This is a genomic window from Streptomyces sp. NPDC056486 (genome assembly GCF_042795295.1).
Taxonomy (GTDB): domain Bacteria; phylum Actinomycetota; class Actinomycetes; order Streptomycetales; family Streptomycetaceae; genus Streptomyces.
The window spans coordinates 13335-28745 of the sequence record NZ_JBHTSF010000115.1 but is presented as its reverse complement, the minus strand read 5'-3'; the positions used below and the strand labels follow the sequence as shown (position 1 = coordinate 28745).

The following is a 15411-nucleotide window of genomic DNA, read 5'->3' as shown; positions in this document are numbered from 1 at the left end:
GACTACAAACTGCGGCTGTTCTAGATGTTTTTGTAGGGTGGTGGGGGCGGGGACCACCAGCACCCGGCCCCCTTTTCCCGTACCTGCGTCAGATCGTCGACTCTGTGCCGGACACGTCTGTGCCGGACGCGCTGCCGCTCGTCGCAGGACTGCTCGCCGGGCTGCTCGCGGGGCCGCTAGCCGAGTTCGAGGTGTCCGCTGAGGACGGCGCGGAGTTCGACGACGGCGGGTCCGGTGCGGGGTCCGATGTCGGCGGGTCCGTCGTCGGCGGCGGGGTCGTCGGCGGCTTCGTCGTGGGCGGCTTGGTCGTGGGCGGCTTCGTCGTCGGGGGCTTCGTGGTCGGCGGCTTGGTCGTGGGCGGCTTCGTCGTCGGCTTGTCGGACGGCTTGCCCGAGGTGTCGTCGGACGGCTTGCCACTGTCGCTCGGCTCGTCCGACGGCGTTCCGCTTCCGCTCGGCTTCCCGTCGTCCGCGGTGCCGGGGATGTTGTCCGGGCCGTCGTCGTCCGGGCGGCTCGTCGAGTCCTTGGCCGGCTTGTCGGCGGTCAGGCCGCCGTCGTCCTGGTCCTCGCTCGCCGACTGTTCCGTCTTGACCTTGTCCGGCGGGTTGTCGTTGTTGTTGTCGGACGTCGCGCCGAGAGTCACCACGGTGCCGAGCACGGCGGCAAGGAGTGCTCCCGCACCCGCTGCCACGAGGTTGCGCCGGGTGCCGTTGACGATGGAGCGGCGGGTCGGTGCCGGGCCCGCTCCCGCGGCGGGCGAGGCCTTGCGGGTGACCAGGGTCTCCGGCTCCGGGGGCGGTGCGGGCAGCGCGAACGCCGCCGGTACGCCGCCGGGGGGCGATGCCGACTCCTCATAGCGCGCGTCGGGCATCTCTTCGCCCGCTGCCGGGCTCGCGGCGGGCATCACGCCGCCCGAGCGGTCGGCGACCAGGGCGAGGGCCCTGCGGCCCGCGATCATGCCCCGCTTGTCGGCGAGCGCGCCGCGCAGGCCGATGGAGGCCTCGAGCTCGACGCGGGCCCGGTCGAGCGAGCCGCCGCAGAGCGCGAGGATGCCGAGCTCATGGTGGAAGTACGCCTCTTCGGCGACCTCTCCCGCGATCCGTGCCGCCTCCTGGCCCGAGCGCAGGGCACGCTCCCAGGCGCCCCAGTCGAGCCCTCCCGCGAAGGCCGGGGCGATGGTGCGGGCGAGCAGCACGGCGGCGCTGTCCTGCCCCGCGACCAGGACGCCGAGGGCCGCGAGTACCGCGTCCGCCTCGGCCACGACCCGCTCGGGGCCGACCGAGGGGTGCCCCGCCCACCAGGCGTAGTGCTGGGCGGCGCTCTGGGCGTGCTCGGCGGTGTCGTCCGCGTACCCGGACGCTTCCAACTGCGTACGTACCCCGGCGGCGAGGCGGTAGTGCGAGCCGACCGCCGTGACGAGCGCGGTGGAGACCAGCTCGGCGAGGGCCGCGTCCGCGTGGGTGTCCCCCACGAGGGCGGGCAGATGCGCCTGGTGCGGCAGCTCGCCGCCGAGCGCGACGGCGAACCGCAGGGTGGTGCGCGCGGACGGGCTCAGCCGCGATGCGAGCAGCGCCGCGGGCGCCGCGCCGTCGGCGAGCGAGGGCAGCGGAACGTCCTGGTCCTCGGCGTCGAAGGGCGCGTCGACCGGGGCGTCGTCGAAGTAGCCGTACTCGTCGAAGGCGTGCGGGTCGGCGCGCAGCTGGTCGCGCTGGCGCAACAGAGCGCCCGCCTGGACGAAGCGCAGGGGAAGACCCTCCGACTCGAACCACAGGTCGCCCGCCCAGCTCGCCTCGTCGTCCGTCAGGACACGGCCGACCGCGCGCTCAAGGAGTTCGAGGCCGCCACTGCGGCCCAGGCCGCCGAGGAAGACCTCTTCGAGGTGCGAATCGGGCGACGGCGCCGCGACGTCGGGGGTCGCGGAGATCAGAAAGGCGCACTCGGGTGTGGCGTCGAGCAGCTCCTCCAGGGCGGCGGCGCCGAACTCCAGGTCGTCCAGGACGACGACAGCGCCGATCTCGTGGACGAGTTCGAGCAGCAGGGCGCGGTCGGGGCGGTGCAGCGGGGCGTTGTAGACCACGCTGAAGAGGTCCTGGAGCACCTCGCCCGGCGTCTTGTGATACCCGGAGAGCCGGATGACACCGTCCGGTGCGAGGTCGGCGCAGTCCTCGGCGACGGCACTCAGGAGCGACGTGCGCCCCGAGCCGGCAGGACCGGTGAGCCGCACCGAGCGCCCGCGTGCCAGCAGGCGCACAAGCCGCTCGCGCTCCTCCTGCCGCTCCAGGAGCGGCGTCCGGGGCAGTACGGGACCCGGCGGCACGGGCGGCGCCGCGGCACGGCGCAGCTCGGCGCGCTCGGCGTCGGTGCGCTTGACGGGTCGCGCGGGTCGTTCGCCCGGCGGGCAGGGTTCGATCTCGCTGCCGTCGACGGGGTTCACGGTGAGCAGGAAGTCGCCCGACACGAGCTGAACGGTGCGGGCGAGTGTGGGCGCGGGCTGCCCGAAGTCTGGTGTCAGAGGATCGCGCGGTGCTCGCGCGGGACGCGCGGAATCGTCGTCGGTGATGTCGTCATGGCCGTACTCTTCCGGTCCCCGGTTCATCGGGTCCATGGTCAAAGCCCCCCAGATGCGTCGTGTACACAGCCCCCTCCGGCCTTGTGCACACTGCGCTGTCGCTTCTGGTCCGGTGCCCCCGCTCGGGCGTTCGTCTTCGTCATGACGGTGGGCGACCGAACCCTAGACCTTTGCTCAGTATCTCCGAACGGGCGGGGTACCGCTCCGTCCGAGACGTCACAGTCTCGTGAGGATTGTGCGCGAGATGCGTTTCACACCCACATCACCCAGATCCACAGAGACGACCCATTGATCACCTATTGATCATCCGTTGATCACACGCGAGTGATCACACGCGAGGCAGTGATTCGACCCCGATGCCACCTTCGATGGCGAGGATCCGGTGCAGCCTGGTGGCCACGAGCAGACGCTGCATCTGGGGCGGCACACTGCGCAGCACGAGTCGGCGCCCGCACCGTCCCGCGCGTCGGTGCGCGCCCATGATCACGCCGAGTCCCGTGGCGTCCCACGAGTCGAGTTCGGACAGGTCGAGCACCAGGTCACCGGCTCCGTCGTCGACGGCCGAGTGCAGGACCGTTCGGGCGTCCGCCGCGCTGCGTACGTCGAGGCGTCCCCCGACGACCAGCTGGGCCTGGTCGCCCCTGATGTGCATATGCGCTCCCCGAGAGTGCTGAGTTTCCTGTGACGTCTGTTCCGTAAGTCGTCTGCGTATGTCACTGCAACTGACTGCCGCATGGGCAAGGAAGTTGCCGTCTGTAAGCGAACCGATACCGAATTCACTCCCAGGGGTGACCCCGCAAAGGAGGAGGAGTCGTCAGTGCTTGTAGAAGCCCTGCCCGCTCTTGCGGCCGATGTCACCGGCGTCAACCATCCGGCGCATCAGCTCGGGCGGTGCGAACTTCTCGTCCTGGGACTCCGTGTAGATGTTGCTCGTGGCGTGCAGCAGGATGTCGACGCCCGTCAGGTCGGCGGTCGCGAGCGGTCCCATGGCGTGCCCGAAGCCGAGCTTGCAGGCGATGTCGATGTCCTCGGCGGTGGCGACGCCCGACTCGTAGAGCTTCGCGGCCTCGACGACGAGCGCCGAGATCAGACGGGTCGTCACAAAGCCCGCGACGTCGCGGTTCACGACGATGCAGGTCTTGCCGACGGACTCGGCGAACTCCCGCGTGCGGTCGAGGGTCTCGTCGCTGGTCTTGTAGCCGCGCACCAGTTCGCACAGCTGCATCATCGGCACCGGCGAGAAGAAGTGCGCGCCCACGACCCGCTCCGGACGCTCCGTCACGGCCGCGATCTTCGTGATCGGGATGGCAGAGGTGTTCGACGCGAGCACGGCGTCGTCACGCACGATCCTGTCGAGCGTGCGGAAGATCTCGTGCTTGACCTCGAGCTTCTCGAAGACGGCCTCGACGACGATGTCCGCGTCGGCGACGGCGTCCATGTCGGTGCTCGTCGTGATGCGCCCGAGCGCCGCTTCGGCGTCCTCGGCAGCAAGCTTGCCCTTGCTCACGAACTTGTCGTACGACGCCTTGATCCCGTCGGTGCCACGGGTCAGAGCCTCATCGGTGACGTCGCGCAGAACGACGTCCCAGCCCGCCTGGGCGGAGACCTGAGCGATGCCGGACCCCATGAGTCCGGCTCCGATGACGGCGAGCTTCCGTGCCACTTTTCCGACTCCCCTACCGCTTATCACGCCTGGCTTACACGCTGTTTAGGTTTTTCCTTCCGGCGGACATTAGTCGCCGTGAGCACGACTGTGTCGGCGAAGAGATGCGCGTCACGTCTCAAATGACGGACATCACACTGGTACGCGTCATTCGGCGTCGCGCACCGCGTAGTTGAGGACCTTTTCGCCGAGCAGGTCCTCCATCTCGTCGAGCAGGACAAGGGCGTCGCGTGACACTTCGGCGGGTTTGCGGCACTTGACCATCTCGTCGCCGATCCAGGCCATGAGCGTGCTGTGGATCCAGGAGAGCTGACCCGCGATCAGGCCGGGCAGGGGGTCGCCGTCGGCTGCGCCCGTCTCCTCGGCGAGGGTCTTCGTGAGGCGGTCGAGCGCCTCCTGCTGGATCTCCCAGAGCCGGGAGCGCAGGGGGTGGGCGTCGGTGATGACCCTCATGAAGTCGGCCCATCCCGGAAAGAGGCCGACGTGCGGCGACACGCCCTCAACGTCCGAACGGAGCTCGCGCAGGACCGCGGCGGCGGCGGACTCCCCCGCACGACGCCCCCGCACGTAACCGGAGAGCCGGTCGATGACCGACTCACCGCGGTCGAGGAAGAGGTCCTCCTTGACCGGGAAGTAGTTGTAGACCGTGTTCACGGAGACGTCTGCGGCTTCCGCTACCTCCGCGACGGTCACAGTGACGAAGCCGTGCTCCAGGAAGAGCCCCGTCGCGATGTCCGAGATCCGCTGCTTGGTCTGCCGCTTCTTGCGCTCCCTGAGTCCTTCAGCCATGGGTCCACCCTACGACCACTGGCTAGGGCAACTGAAAACTTGGGGTGACTATAAAACTTGGAGTGATTGCAAAATTTAAGAGACTCTGTTTTTGTGGTCGCCATGGCAATCATCAGCACGGCCGGGCTCACCCAGACCTTCCGGACCAAGGGCGGCGCCGTCGAGGCCGTGCGCGGCATCGACCTGACCGTCGCCCCCGGCGAGATCCTCGGCTTCCTCGGCCCCAACGGCGCGGGCAAGACGACGACGCTGCGCATGCTCACCACGCTCCTGACACCCACCGGCGGCGCAGCCACGGTCGCGGGCTGTGACCTGGCCCGCGACCCGGCCGCCGTACGGCGGAAGATCGGTTACGTGGCCCAGTCCGGCGGCGTCGACCTCAACATCTCCTTGCGCGAGGAACTGGTCACCCAGGGCCGCCTCTACCACCTGACGAAGCCCCAGGCCACCGCCCGCGCCCAGGAGTTGGCCGCCGACCTGGGCCTCACCGACCTCCTCGACCGCAAGTGCGCGACTCTCTCCGGCGGCCAGCGGCGGCGGCTCGACATCGCCATGGGTCTCATGCACCGGCCCGATGTGCTCTTCCTCGACGAACCGACCACGGGGCTCGACCCGGGCAGCAGGGCCGACCTGTGGGAACTCGTGCGGCGGCTGCGCGACGACCACGGCACCACCGTCGTCCTGACCACGCACTACCTCGACGAGGCCGACGCGCTCTGCGATCGCCTCGTCGTCATCGACAAGGGCGTCGTGGTCGCCGAAGGCACGCCCAGCGCGCTCAAGCTCCGGTACGGCGGCTCCATCGACGCCTCGCTCCAGGACGCGTTCCTGGCCGTCACCGGTCGCGACCTCACCCCCAAGGACACGGCGCCCGTCGCCGTCTGACCCCTCCAGGACCTCACATGTCTGTGTTTCTCTCCGACACCGCGCTGATCTTCGGCCGGTACGCCCGCCAGACCCTGCGCTCCAAGTTCCAGATCCTCTTCGGCGTCCTGATGCCGCTGCTCTATCTGCTCTTCTTCGGCCCGCTCCTGACCGACCTGCCACTCGGCTCACGCGGTGACTCCTGGCAGGTGCTCGTGCCGGGCCTACTGCTCCAACTCGGCCTGTTCGGAGCCTCGTACAGCGGATTCGCGATCATCATCGAGAAGCAGTTCGGCGTGGTGGAGCGGATGCGGGTGACGCCGGTCAGCCGGCTCGCGCTGCTTCTGGGGCGGGTGCTCCGTGATGCCGCGCTCTTCGTCTTCCAGGCGGTGCTGCTCGTCCTCGCGGCCGTGGTGATGGGCCTGCGGGCACCGCTCGCCGGCATCCTCATCGGCTTCGCGTTCGTGGGAGTCCTGACGGTCGTCCTCGCGTCGCTCTCGTACGCCCTTGCCCTGCTCGTCTCCAAGGCGCACGAGTTCGGCCCCGTCATCAACGCGGTCAGCATGCCCTCGATGCTGCTCTCCGGCCTGATGCTGCCGATGGCGCTCGCGCCGGGCTGGCTGGACGTGCTCTCGCACTTCATGCCGTTCCGCTATCTCGTGGACGCGGTGCGGGCCGCCTACGTCGGCCAGTACGCGAGTACGGCGATGCTGTACGGCGTCCTGATGGCCGCCGCTCTCATGCTCGGGTCCGTGACGGTGGGCACACGTGTCTTCCGGAAGGCGGGCGCGTAACTAGGCTGGCCCCATGGTCAATCTGACGCGCATCTACACCAGGACCGGCGACCAGGGCACGACAGCCCTCGGTGACATGAGCCGGACCGCCAAGACCGATCTGCGGATCTCTGCGTACGCCGACGCCAACGAGGCCAACGCGGCCATCGGCGCGGCGATCGCCCTCGGTCAGCTCGACGAAGAGGTCGTGAAGGTCCTGGTCAGGGTCCAGAACGACCTCTTCGACGTGGGCGCGGATCTGTCCACACCGGTCGTGGACGACCCCAAGTACCCGCCGCTGCGTGTCGAGCAGTCCTACATCGACAAGCTGGAGGGGGACTGTGACCGCTTCCTCGAGGAGGTCGAGAAGCTGCGCAGCTTCATCTTGCCCGGGGGCACAGCGGGGGCGGCGCTGCTGCACCAGGCGTGCACCGTCGTGCGACGGGCCGAGCGGTCTACGTGGGCCGCTTTTGAGGTGCACGGAGAGGTCATGAACCCGCTGACGGCGACCTACCTGAACCGCCTCTCCGACCTGCTGTTCATCCTGGCCCGGACGGCCAACAAGGAGGTCGGAGACGTGCTGTGGGTGCCGGGCGGCGAGCGCTAGGCGCTTCGCTGAGAGGTCGGGCGGTCTTCTGCGGGTGCTTCGTGCGCCGGCGGCGCCTTCTTCGGGAACAGCGTGTACGAACCGGCGATGATCACGTTGATGCCGATCACCCAGAGCATCCGCAACTGCCAGCCCCGCAGCGATTCGGTGTTCCCCTCGCCCACGTACCAGATCGCACCCTGGAGCAGCGCCATGGCGATCAGGGCCGCGGCGATCCAGCGCGCGGCGACCTCCCACTCGTGGATCGCCCGGCGGACACCGTACTTGGGGGTGGACGGCGGCGGGCCGCCCGCGAAGCGGTGGGCGACGCGGACGTCCACCCACTTGATCGTGTAGTGGCCCAGTGCGATGGAGTAGCCGATGTAGACGGCGGCGAGGCCGTGCTTCCAGTCCGGCTCCGCGCCGTTCTTCAGGTCGATCGCGGTGACGACGAAGAGGACGACCTCCAGGATCGGCTCGCACAGCAGCACCGCGACACTCGCGCGCGGCATCTTCGCCGCGTACCGCAGTGCGAGGCCGCCGGCCAGCAGCACCCAGAAACCGACCTCGCAGATGATGATCAGTGTGACGATCACGGTTCGCTCCTCTCGGTCACCTTTCCAGGCTCCCGTCGGACCGACCGCGGATCATCGTCGCCAGTGACGAAGTGACACTGCATCCTTCGATGTAGGGCACAGTTCCTCCCCCAGGATCAGGCATCGCCCCGGCGCGCCATGTTGGATGGACGCATGGCCTTGTCCCTCCCCCGCCCGCACCGCGTCGACGTACAGATCTCGGTGGGCAGCGTGCTCGCCGGGCTCGCGCTGTGGGGGCTCGGCCTGCACATGCAGACCGACCGGCTGCTCGGCGCCACCTGGGCGCTGATCCCGCTCGTCGTTCTCGCGGGACTCGAGCTGCTGCGCAGGAGCAAGCCGCAGACCGCCCTGGTCATCGGCACGCTCGCGTTGGTCGCCGATCAGTTCACGGCGGGCAATCTGGCGTCGGTCATGATGTTCACGGACATCATGTACGCGGCCGTGGTGTACGGGACTCCGGCCGCGGCCCGGCGCATCCCGGTCACCACAGGGCTCATCACGGTGGCGGTCACGATCGGGTTCCTGGCCTGGTTCAGGGAGCCGGAGGCGATCCTCATCGGCGTCGTCACCGGCCTGGTCTCCTTCGCCCCCGCGACCACCGGTGTTCTCGTACGCACCCACCGCGAGGCCGCCGTCGCCGCACGTCTGCGGGCCGAACAGACCGCGCTGCTGGCCGAGATGGACCGCGTGCAGGCCGTCACCGGCGAGCGCGCGAGGATGGCCCGTGAGCTGCACGACATGGTCGCCAACCACCTCTCGGCGATCGCCATCCACTCCACGGCCGCGCTCTCCCTCGACGACCCGAAGACCACCAAGGACGCGCTCTCCGTCATCCGCGAGAACAGCGTCGAGGGTCTGGCCGAGATGCGCCGCCTCATCGGGATCCTCCGGGACTCGAGCGACGACCGGGAGCCCGCGGCCTCGCCCACCCTGGACGGCCTCGGCGCCCTCATCGACAACGCCCGTACCAATGGTCTGGACGTCACCCTCGACGACACCCGCACCCCGGACGACTCCAAGCTCCCCGCCCCGGTCGAGCTCGCGGCGTACCGCATCATCCAGGAGTCCCTGACCAACGCCCTCAAGCACGCGTCGCCCGGCCTGGTGACCGTGACACTCACCCAGCGGCGGCACGCCCTCGAAGTACGTGTGACCAGCCCCTACGGCTCCCCCTCTGGTCCCCGCGCACCGGGCTCCGGAGCCGGCCTCGTCGGCATGCGGGAGCGCACCGAACTCCTGGGCGGGACCTTCGATTCGGGGCCCGAGAGCAGCGACGCCACCGACGACGGGAAGGTCTGGAGCGTGCACGCGACCCTGCCCGTCGACCCCTCAGACCTCGACCCCGCCGATGAAGGAGTGACCGAATGATCCGAGTGCTCGTCGCCGAGGACCAGTCCGCCGTACGGGCGGGACTTGTCCTGATCCTGCGCAGCGCGCCGGACATCGAGGTGGTCGGCGAGGCGTCGAACGGCGAGGAGGCGGTGGCGCTCGCCCGTGAACTGCGGCCCGATCTGGTCCTCATGGACATCCAGATGCCCCGCCTCGACGGGGTGTCCGCGACCCGGCAGGTCGTCACCGAGGGGCTCTCGGACGTGCTCGTCCTGACCACCTTCGACCTCGACGAGTACGTCTTCGGGGCGCTGCGCGCGGGTGCCTCCGGGTTCCTCCTGAAGAACACCGAGGCCAAGGACCTGCTTGAGGCGGTCCGCGCGGTAGGCCGCGGTGAGGGCCTGATCGCCCCGGCCGTCACACGGCGTCTGATCGCCGAGTTCGCGGCCCCGAAGACGATGAAGCCGCCCCGGCGCGAGAACGGACCCGATCCCGCCATCCTCGACACCCTCACCCGCCGCGAGCGCGAGGTGCTCGCCTGCCTCGGTGAAGGACTCTCGAACGCCGAGATCGCGGGCCGTCTGACCATGGCGGAGGCGACGGTGAAAACCCATGTCAGCCGACTCCTCGGGAAGCTGGAGCTGCGCAGCAGGGTCCAAGCGGCGGTTCTCGCGCAGGAGTTGGGTGTGTGAGTCCGGGTCCGGTGCGCCCGACCGGCGCGATCCGGCCAATGGTTCAGACCTCTTGACCGCTGGTCCAGACCTTTCTATTCTCACCGCACTGCGGTGAGCACTCCCCCACGTGTTCCACGTGCTCACGGGCGGCGCAGGGATCCACCCCTATGACCCCCCGGATCTCACCCGAGGAGCACACCTTGCGCACCTTGCGCTTCAGACACAGAGCCGTGGCAGGCCTCACCACCCTGCTGCTCCCGCTTGCCACGCTGGTCGCACTCGGCGGTCCCGCCGAAGCCGCACCGGAAGCCGCCCCCGCGGCCACCGCCACGTACGCCAAGACCCAGGACTGGGGCAGCGGCTTCGAAGGCAAGTGGACCGTCAAGAACACCGGCACGACCTCCATCAGCTCCTGGAACGTCCAGTGGGACTTCCCCACCGGCACGAAGGTGACCTCCGCCTGGGACGCCACCGTCACCAACTCCGGCAACCACTGGACCGCCAAGAACCTCGGCTGGAACGGGACGCTCGCCCCCGGCGCCTCGGTCTCCTTCGGATTCAACGGCTCGGGACCCGGCTCCCCCTCCAACTGCACGCTCAACGGCGGCAGTTGTGACGGCGGCAGCGTCCCCGGCGACAACCCGCCGTCGGCGCCGGGCACCCCCACCGCGTCCGACATCACCAACACCTCGGTGAAGCTCGCCTGGAGTGCCGCCACCGACGACAAGGGCGTCAAGAACTACGACGTCCTGCGCGACGGCTCCAAGGTCGCGACCGTGACCGGCACCTCGTACGCCGACAGCGGTCTGACCGCGGGCACCGACTACTCCTACACGGTCCAGGCCCGCGACACCGCGGACCAGACGGGACCGGCATCCGGCGCCGTCAAGGTCCACACGACGGGCGGCGGCGACCCGGGTCCCGGCCCCGGTGACAAGGTGAAGCTCGGCTACTTCGCCCAGTGGGGCGTCTACGGCCGCAACTACCACGTGAAGAACATCGACACGTCGGCCTCCGCCTCCAAGATCACCCACATCAACTACGCCTTCGGCAACGTCCAGGGCGGCAAGTGCACCATCGGCGACTCTTACGCCGACTACGACAAGGCCTACACCGCCGACCAGTCCGTCGACGGCGTCGCGGACACCTGGGACCAGCCCCTGCGCGGCAACTTCAACCAGCTGCGCAAGCTCAAGGCCAAGCACCCGAACCTCAAGGTCCTCTGGTCCTTCGGCGGCTGGACCTGGTCCGGCGGCTTCACCGACGCGATGAAGAACCCGGCGGCCTTCGCCAAGTCCTGCCACGACCTGGTGGAGGACCCGCGCTGGGCCGACGTCTTCGACGGCATCGACCTGGACTGGGAGTACCCCAACGCCTGCGGCCTGTCCTGCGACACCAGCGGTGCGGCCGCCATGAAGACCATGATGCAGGCCTTCCGCACCGAGTTCGGCAAGAACAACCTGGTCACGGCCGCCATCACCGCCGACGCCTCGAGCGGCGGCAAGATCGACGCGGCCGACTACGGCGGCGCGTCGCAGTACGCGGACTGGTTCAACGTCATGACGTACGACTTCTTCGGCGCCTGGGCCGCCAAGGGCCCGACCGCTCCGCACTCCCCGCTCAACTCCTACTCAGGCATCCCGCAGGAGGGCTTCAACTCCGCCGACGCGATCACAAAGCTGAAGGCGAAGGGCGTCCCCGCCGCGAAGCTCCTGCTCGGCATCGGCTTCTACGGCCGCGGCTGGACGGGCGTCACACAGAAGGAACCGGGCGGCACGGCTACTGGCGCGGCGCCTGGAACGTACGAAGCCGGCATCGAGGACTACAAGGTCCTCAAGAACAGCTGCCCCGCGAACGGCACGATCGCCGGTACGGCCTACGCCCACTGCGGCACCAACTGGTGGTCGTACGACACCCCGGCGACGGTCGGCTCCAAGATGACCTGGGCCAAGAACCAGGGTCTCGGCGGTGCCTTCTTCTGGGAGTTCAGCGGTGACACCGCCAACGGCGAGCTGGTGAGCGCGATCAACAACGGCCTCAAGTAGCCCGCGAGGGCACCCACGGACGAAGCCGGGGAGACAGGAACGCCCCCTGTCTCCCCGGCTTCTTCATGCCGCCATACCGCCATACCGCCATGAGAACTACGCCACGTTGACCCGCTGGCCGGGAGGCGCCGCCTCAAGCCACGCCAGGAAACCCGTGAGCGCGTCCTCGCCCATCGCGAGCTCAAGGCGGACGCCGCGGTGCAGACAGCCGAGGACGATCGCGTCCGAGAGCAGCGCGAGCTCCTCCTCGCCGTCCGGAGCGCGCCGGTCGACGACCTCGATGGCCGAGCGCTCAAGGACCCGGCGCGGCCGGGGAGCGTACGAGAAGACGCGGTACCACTCGATCCGGTCGCCGTTGTAGCGGGCGACGCCGTACCCCCAGCCTTTGCCGGAGGTGTCGCCCTTCTCAGGGGCCTCCCAGCGCAAGCTGCAGTCGAAGGTGCCGCCGGAGCGCTGGATGAGCCGGCGCCTCAGTCCGAAGACGAAGAGCCCCACCAACACCAGAACGACCAACACGAGTCCGCACACGAGCAGAGTGAGGATCATCGGCACCGACCTCCTCGCCTCTTCGAAACGGACCAACAGAATTGCACCCGCATTGCCTCAGCCGCGACCCGGTCCGGATTGCTCCGGACCTGGCCGCGGCTGAGTCACGTCAACGCCGTCGCGCAGGTTTCAGCGCGACGAAACCGCCCGCAGTCGGACGTCCGCGCGACGCTCGGCGGAGGCGTCGGCCTCCGACTTCGCGCGCTCGAGCGCCCGCTCCGCACGCTGTACATCGATCTCGTCCGACAGCTCGACGATCTCAGCAAGCAGTGACAGCTTGTTGTCCGCGAAGGAGATGAATCCTCCGTGGACGGCAGCGACGACAGTCTCGCCGTCACTCGTACGAATGGTCACCGGGCCCGACTCCAGCACACCGAGCAGCGGCTGGTGACCGGGCATGACGCCGATGTCGCCGGACGTGGTGCGCGCGACGACCAGGGTGGCCTCGCCGGACCAGACGCTACGGTCCGCGGCGACCAGCTCGACATGCAGCTCAGCAGCCAAGGGTGGCTCCTCGGGTCACCACCCGGCGGCTTCGCCGGGTGTTGGGTCAAATTCTAGTGGGCGTATCGGGAGGGGCGGGACGCACCCACCCCTCCCGGGAGTCACAGACTCAGGAGACGCCGAGTTCCTTGGCGTTCGCCTTCAGGTCCTCGATGCCACCGCACATGAAGAACGCCTGCTCGGGGAAGTGGTCGTAGTCGCCGTCGATGATCGCGTTGAACGCGGTGATCGACTCGTCCAGCGGCACGTCCGAACCGTCAAGACCGGTGAACTGCTTGGCGGCGTGGGTGTTCTGCGACAGGAAGCGCTCGACGCGACGGGCGCGCTGAACGACCAGCTTGTCCTCTTCGCTGAGCTCGTCGATGCCGAGAATCGCGATGATGTCCTGGAGGTCCTTGTACTTCTGCAGGGTGCCCTTGACACGCATGGCGGTGTCGTAGTGGTCCTGCGCGATGTAGCGGGGGTCCAGGATGCGGGACGTCGAGTCCAGCGGGTCGACCGCCGGGTAGATGCCCTTCTCCGAGATCGGACGCGACAGCACGGTCGTCGCGTCGAGGTGCGCGAAGGTCGTGGCCGGGGCCGGGTCGGTGAGGTCGTCCGCGGGGACGTAGATCGCCTGCATCGAGGTGATCGAGTGACCACGCGTCGAGGTGATGCGCTCCTGGAGGAGGCCCATCTCGTCGGCCAGGTTCGGCTGGTAGCCCACCGCGGAGGGCATACGGCCGAGCAGGGTCGAGACCTCGGAACCGGCCTGCGTGAAGCGGAAGATGTTGTCGATGAAGAACAGCACGTCCTGCTTCTGCACATCGCGGAAGTACTCCGCCATGGTCAGACCGGCAAGGGCGACACGCAGACGCGTGCCCGGCGGCTCGTCCATCTGGCCGAAGACCAGGGCGGTCTTGTCCAGAACGCCCGACTCTTCCATCTCGTCGATGAGGTCGTTGCCCTCACGGGTGCGCTCGCCGACACCGGCGAACACGGAAACGCCCTCGTGCAGCTTGGCCACACGCATGATCATTTCCTGGATGAGGACGGTCTTGCCGACGCCCGCACCACCGAACAGACCGATCTTGCCGCCCTTGACGTACGGGGTCAGCAGGTCGACGACCTTCAGGCCGGTCTCGAACATCTCGGTCTTGGACTCGAGCTGGTCGAAGGCCGGGGCCTTGCGGTGGATGGGCCAGCGCTCGGTGACGTCGGCCTCGGCCTCGGGGTGGTTCAGGATCGCACCGAGGGTGTTGAACACCTTGCCCTTGGTGATGTCACCGACGGGGACGGTGATGCCCTCGCCCGTGTTGGTGACCGAGGCCTGGCGGACCAGACCGTCGGTGGGCTGCATCGAGATGGCGCGGACGATGCCGTCGCCGAGGTGCTGGGCGACCTCGAGCGTCAGCGTCTTCTTCTCGCCGTCCTTGGCCGGGTCGGCCACCTCGACGTGAAGCGCGTTGTAGATGTCCGGCATCGCGTCGACGGGGAACTCCACGTCGACGACCGGGCCGATCACCCGGGCGACGCGGCCCGTGGCAACGGCCGTATCAACAGTGGTCGTCATTACTTGTCACTCCCCGCAGAAGCGTCGGCCAGGGCACTGGAGCCACCGACGATCTCGCTGATTTCCTGGGTGATTTCGGCCTGGCGGGCCGCGTTGGCAGAACGGGTGAGAGCGTTGATCAGGTCACCCGCGTTGTCGGTCGCCGACTTCATCGCGCGGCGCGTGGCGGCGTGCTTGGAAGCAGCCGACTGGAGCAGCGCGTTGTAGATACGGCTTTCGACGTAGCGCGGCAGAAGGGCGTCGAGGACGTCCTCCGCCGACGGCTCGAAGTCGTACAGCGGGCGGGCCTCGTCGCTCTGGCCCGCCTCTTCCGCGACCTTGTCGAGGCTCAGCGGGAGCAGCCGGGAACCGGTCGCTTCCTGCGTCATCATCGAGATGAACTCGGTGTAGACGATGTGGAGTTCATCCACGCCGCCCTCAGCCGTTTCCGTCTCGATGGCCTCGATCAGGGGCGCGGCGATCGTCTTGGCGTCCGCGTAGGAAGGGGCATCGGTGAAGCCCGTCCACTGCCCGGCGATCTTCCGCTCACGGAAGTTGTAGTGCGCGATGCCACGGCGGCCGACGATGTACGTGTCGACCTCCTTGCCCTCGTCCTGCAACTTCTTGGTGAGCCTCTCCGCGGCCTTGATGGCGTTGGAGTTGAAGGCGCCGGCCAGACCGCGGTCGCTCGAGAGGAGCAGAACAGCGGCCCGGGTCGGAGCCTCGGCCTCGGTGGTCAGCGGGTGCTTGTCGTTGGCACCCGTGGCCACCGCGGTGACCGCGCGGGTCAGCTCGGTCGCGTACGGCGTGGAGGCGGTCACCTTGCGCTGTGCCTTGACGACACGCGAGGCGGCGATCATCTCCATCGCCTTGGTGATCTTCTTGGTCGCGGTGACGGATTTGATGCGACGCTTGTAGACCCGGAGCTGAGCTCCCATGAGT

15 protein-coding genes are annotated in these 15411 nt (G+C 68.6%); 6 read left to right on the top strand and 9 right to left on the bottom strand.

Annotated elements, in window-relative coordinates; all coding sequences use genetic code 11:
• Positions 1 to 88: 88 nt before the first annotated feature.
• The 4 genes from ACFQ7F_RS33125 to ACFQ7F_RS33110 form a co-directional block, all read right to left on the bottom strand.
• Positions 89 to 2605, bottom strand: coding sequence for an ATP-binding protein (locus ACFQ7F_RS33125; protein WP_383278577.1), 2517 nt, complete (start codon positions 2603 to 2605; stop codon positions 89 to 91).
• A 292-nt stretch (positions 2606 to 2897) separates the two neighbouring features.
• Positions 2898 to 3221: an STAS domain-containing protein gene (locus tag ACFQ7F_RS33120; RefSeq protein ID WP_160507247.1), complete on the bottom strand. Its 324-nt coding sequence runs from the start codon at positions 3219 to 3221 to the stop codon at positions 2898 to 2900.
• Between the two features lie 162 nt (positions 3222 to 3383).
• Positions 3384 to 4232 carry a 3-hydroxyacyl-CoA dehydrogenase family protein gene (locus ACFQ7F_RS33115; protein ID WP_383278574.1) on the bottom strand — a complete coding sequence of 283 codons (849 nt, stop codon included), beginning with the start codon at positions 4230 to 4232 and terminating at the stop codon, positions 3384 to 3386.
• Positions 4233 to 4379: 147 nt separating this feature from the next.
• On the bottom strand, positions 4380 to 5021 hold the full coding sequence (locus ACFQ7F_RS33110; protein ID WP_383278571.1) for a TetR/AcrR family transcriptional regulator: 642 nt from the start codon (positions 5019 to 5021) through the stop codon (positions 4380 to 4382).
• Positions 5022 to 5123: 102 nt separating this feature from the next.
• Here ACFQ7F_RS33110 and ACFQ7F_RS33105 point away from each other — a divergent pair, with 102 nt between their 5' ends.
• The 3 genes from ACFQ7F_RS33105 to ACFQ7F_RS33095 are packed head-to-tail and all read left to right on the top strand — an operon-like array spanning position 5124 to position 7265.
• On the top strand, positions 5124 to 5906 hold the full coding sequence (locus tag ACFQ7F_RS33105; RefSeq protein WP_383278568.1) for an ABC transporter ATP-binding protein: 783 nt from the start codon (positions 5124 to 5126) through the stop codon (positions 5904 to 5906).
• 23 nt (positions 5907 to 5929) lie between these two features.
• The gene (locus tag ACFQ7F_RS33100; protein WP_383278586.1) at positions 5930 to 6679 is read left to right on the top strand and encodes an ABC transporter permease; all 750 of its coding nucleotides are present in this window, start codon (positions 5930 to 5932) and stop codon (positions 6677 to 6679) included.
• 13 nt (positions 6680 to 6692) lie between these two features.
• Positions 6693 to 7265: a cob(I)yrinic acid a,c-diamide adenosyltransferase gene (locus tag ACFQ7F_RS33095; RefSeq protein WP_383278565.1), complete on the top strand. Its 573-nt coding sequence runs from the start codon at positions 6693 to 6695 to the stop codon at positions 7263 to 7265.
• Here the strand turns inward: ACFQ7F_RS33095 and ACFQ7F_RS33090 are convergent.
• Entirely contained in the window at positions 7262 to 7840 is a 579-nt protein-coding gene (locus ACFQ7F_RS33090; protein WP_383278562.1) for a hypothetical protein, read from the bottom strand. The genes ACFQ7F_RS33095 and ACFQ7F_RS33090 overlap by 4 nt on opposite strands.
• Before the next feature lie 153 nt (positions 7841 to 7993).
• On the opposite strand from ACFQ7F_RS33090, the gene ACFQ7F_RS33085 reads away from it, so the two are divergent.
• The 3 genes from ACFQ7F_RS33085 to ACFQ7F_RS33075 all read left to right on the top strand — a co-directional run bounded on the left by ACFQ7F_RS33085 (position 7994) and on the right by ACFQ7F_RS33075 (position 11888).
• Positions 7994 to 9208: a sensor histidine kinase gene (locus ACFQ7F_RS33085; RefSeq protein ID WP_383278559.1), complete on the top strand. Its 1215-nt coding sequence runs from the start codon at positions 7994 to 7996 to the stop codon at positions 9206 to 9208.
• Positions 9205 to 9861, top strand: a complete 657-nt coding sequence (locus tag ACFQ7F_RS33080) for a response regulator (protein ID WP_383278556.1) — start codon at positions 9205 to 9207, stop codon at positions 9859 to 9861. Before ACFQ7F_RS33085 ends, ACFQ7F_RS33080 begins: the two co-directional genes overlap by 4 nt.
• Positions 9862 to 10052: 191 nt before the next feature.
• Positions 10053 to 11888 (top strand): glycosyl hydrolase family 18 protein, encoded by a 1836-nt coding sequence (locus tag ACFQ7F_RS33075; RefSeq protein ID WP_383278583.1) that lies wholly within the window; start codon positions 10053 to 10055, stop codon positions 11886 to 11888.
• A 96-nt stretch (positions 11889 to 11984) separates the two neighbouring features.
• Here ACFQ7F_RS33075 and ACFQ7F_RS33070 read toward each other — a convergent pair whose 3' ends face one another.
• The 4 genes from ACFQ7F_RS33070 to ACFQ7F_RS33055 form a co-directional block, all read right to left on the bottom strand.
• Positions 11985 to 12434 carry a DUF2550 domain-containing protein gene (locus ACFQ7F_RS33070; RefSeq protein ID WP_383278553.1) on the bottom strand — a complete coding sequence of 150 codons (450 nt, stop codon included), beginning with the start codon at positions 12432 to 12434 and terminating at the stop codon, positions 11985 to 11987.
• A gap of 129 nt (positions 12435 to 12563) precedes the next feature.
• Entirely contained in the window at positions 12564 to 12938 is a 375-nt protein-coding gene (locus ACFQ7F_RS33065; RefSeq protein WP_383278550.1) for a F0F1 ATP synthase subunit epsilon, read from the bottom strand.
• Between the two features lie 109 nt (positions 12939 to 13047).
• Positions 13048 to 14490 (bottom strand): F0F1 ATP synthase subunit beta, encoded by a 1443-nt coding sequence (gene atpD, locus ACFQ7F_RS33060; RefSeq protein WP_383278547.1) that lies wholly within the window; start codon positions 14488 to 14490, stop codon positions 13048 to 13050.
• On the bottom strand, positions 14490 to 15407 hold the full coding sequence (locus tag ACFQ7F_RS33055) for a F0F1 ATP synthase subunit gamma (protein WP_383278544.1): 918 nt from the start codon (positions 15405 to 15407) through the stop codon (positions 14490 to 14492). Before ACFQ7F_RS33055 ends, atpD begins: the two co-directional genes overlap by 1 nt.
• Positions 15408 to 15411 lie beyond the last annotated feature (4 nt).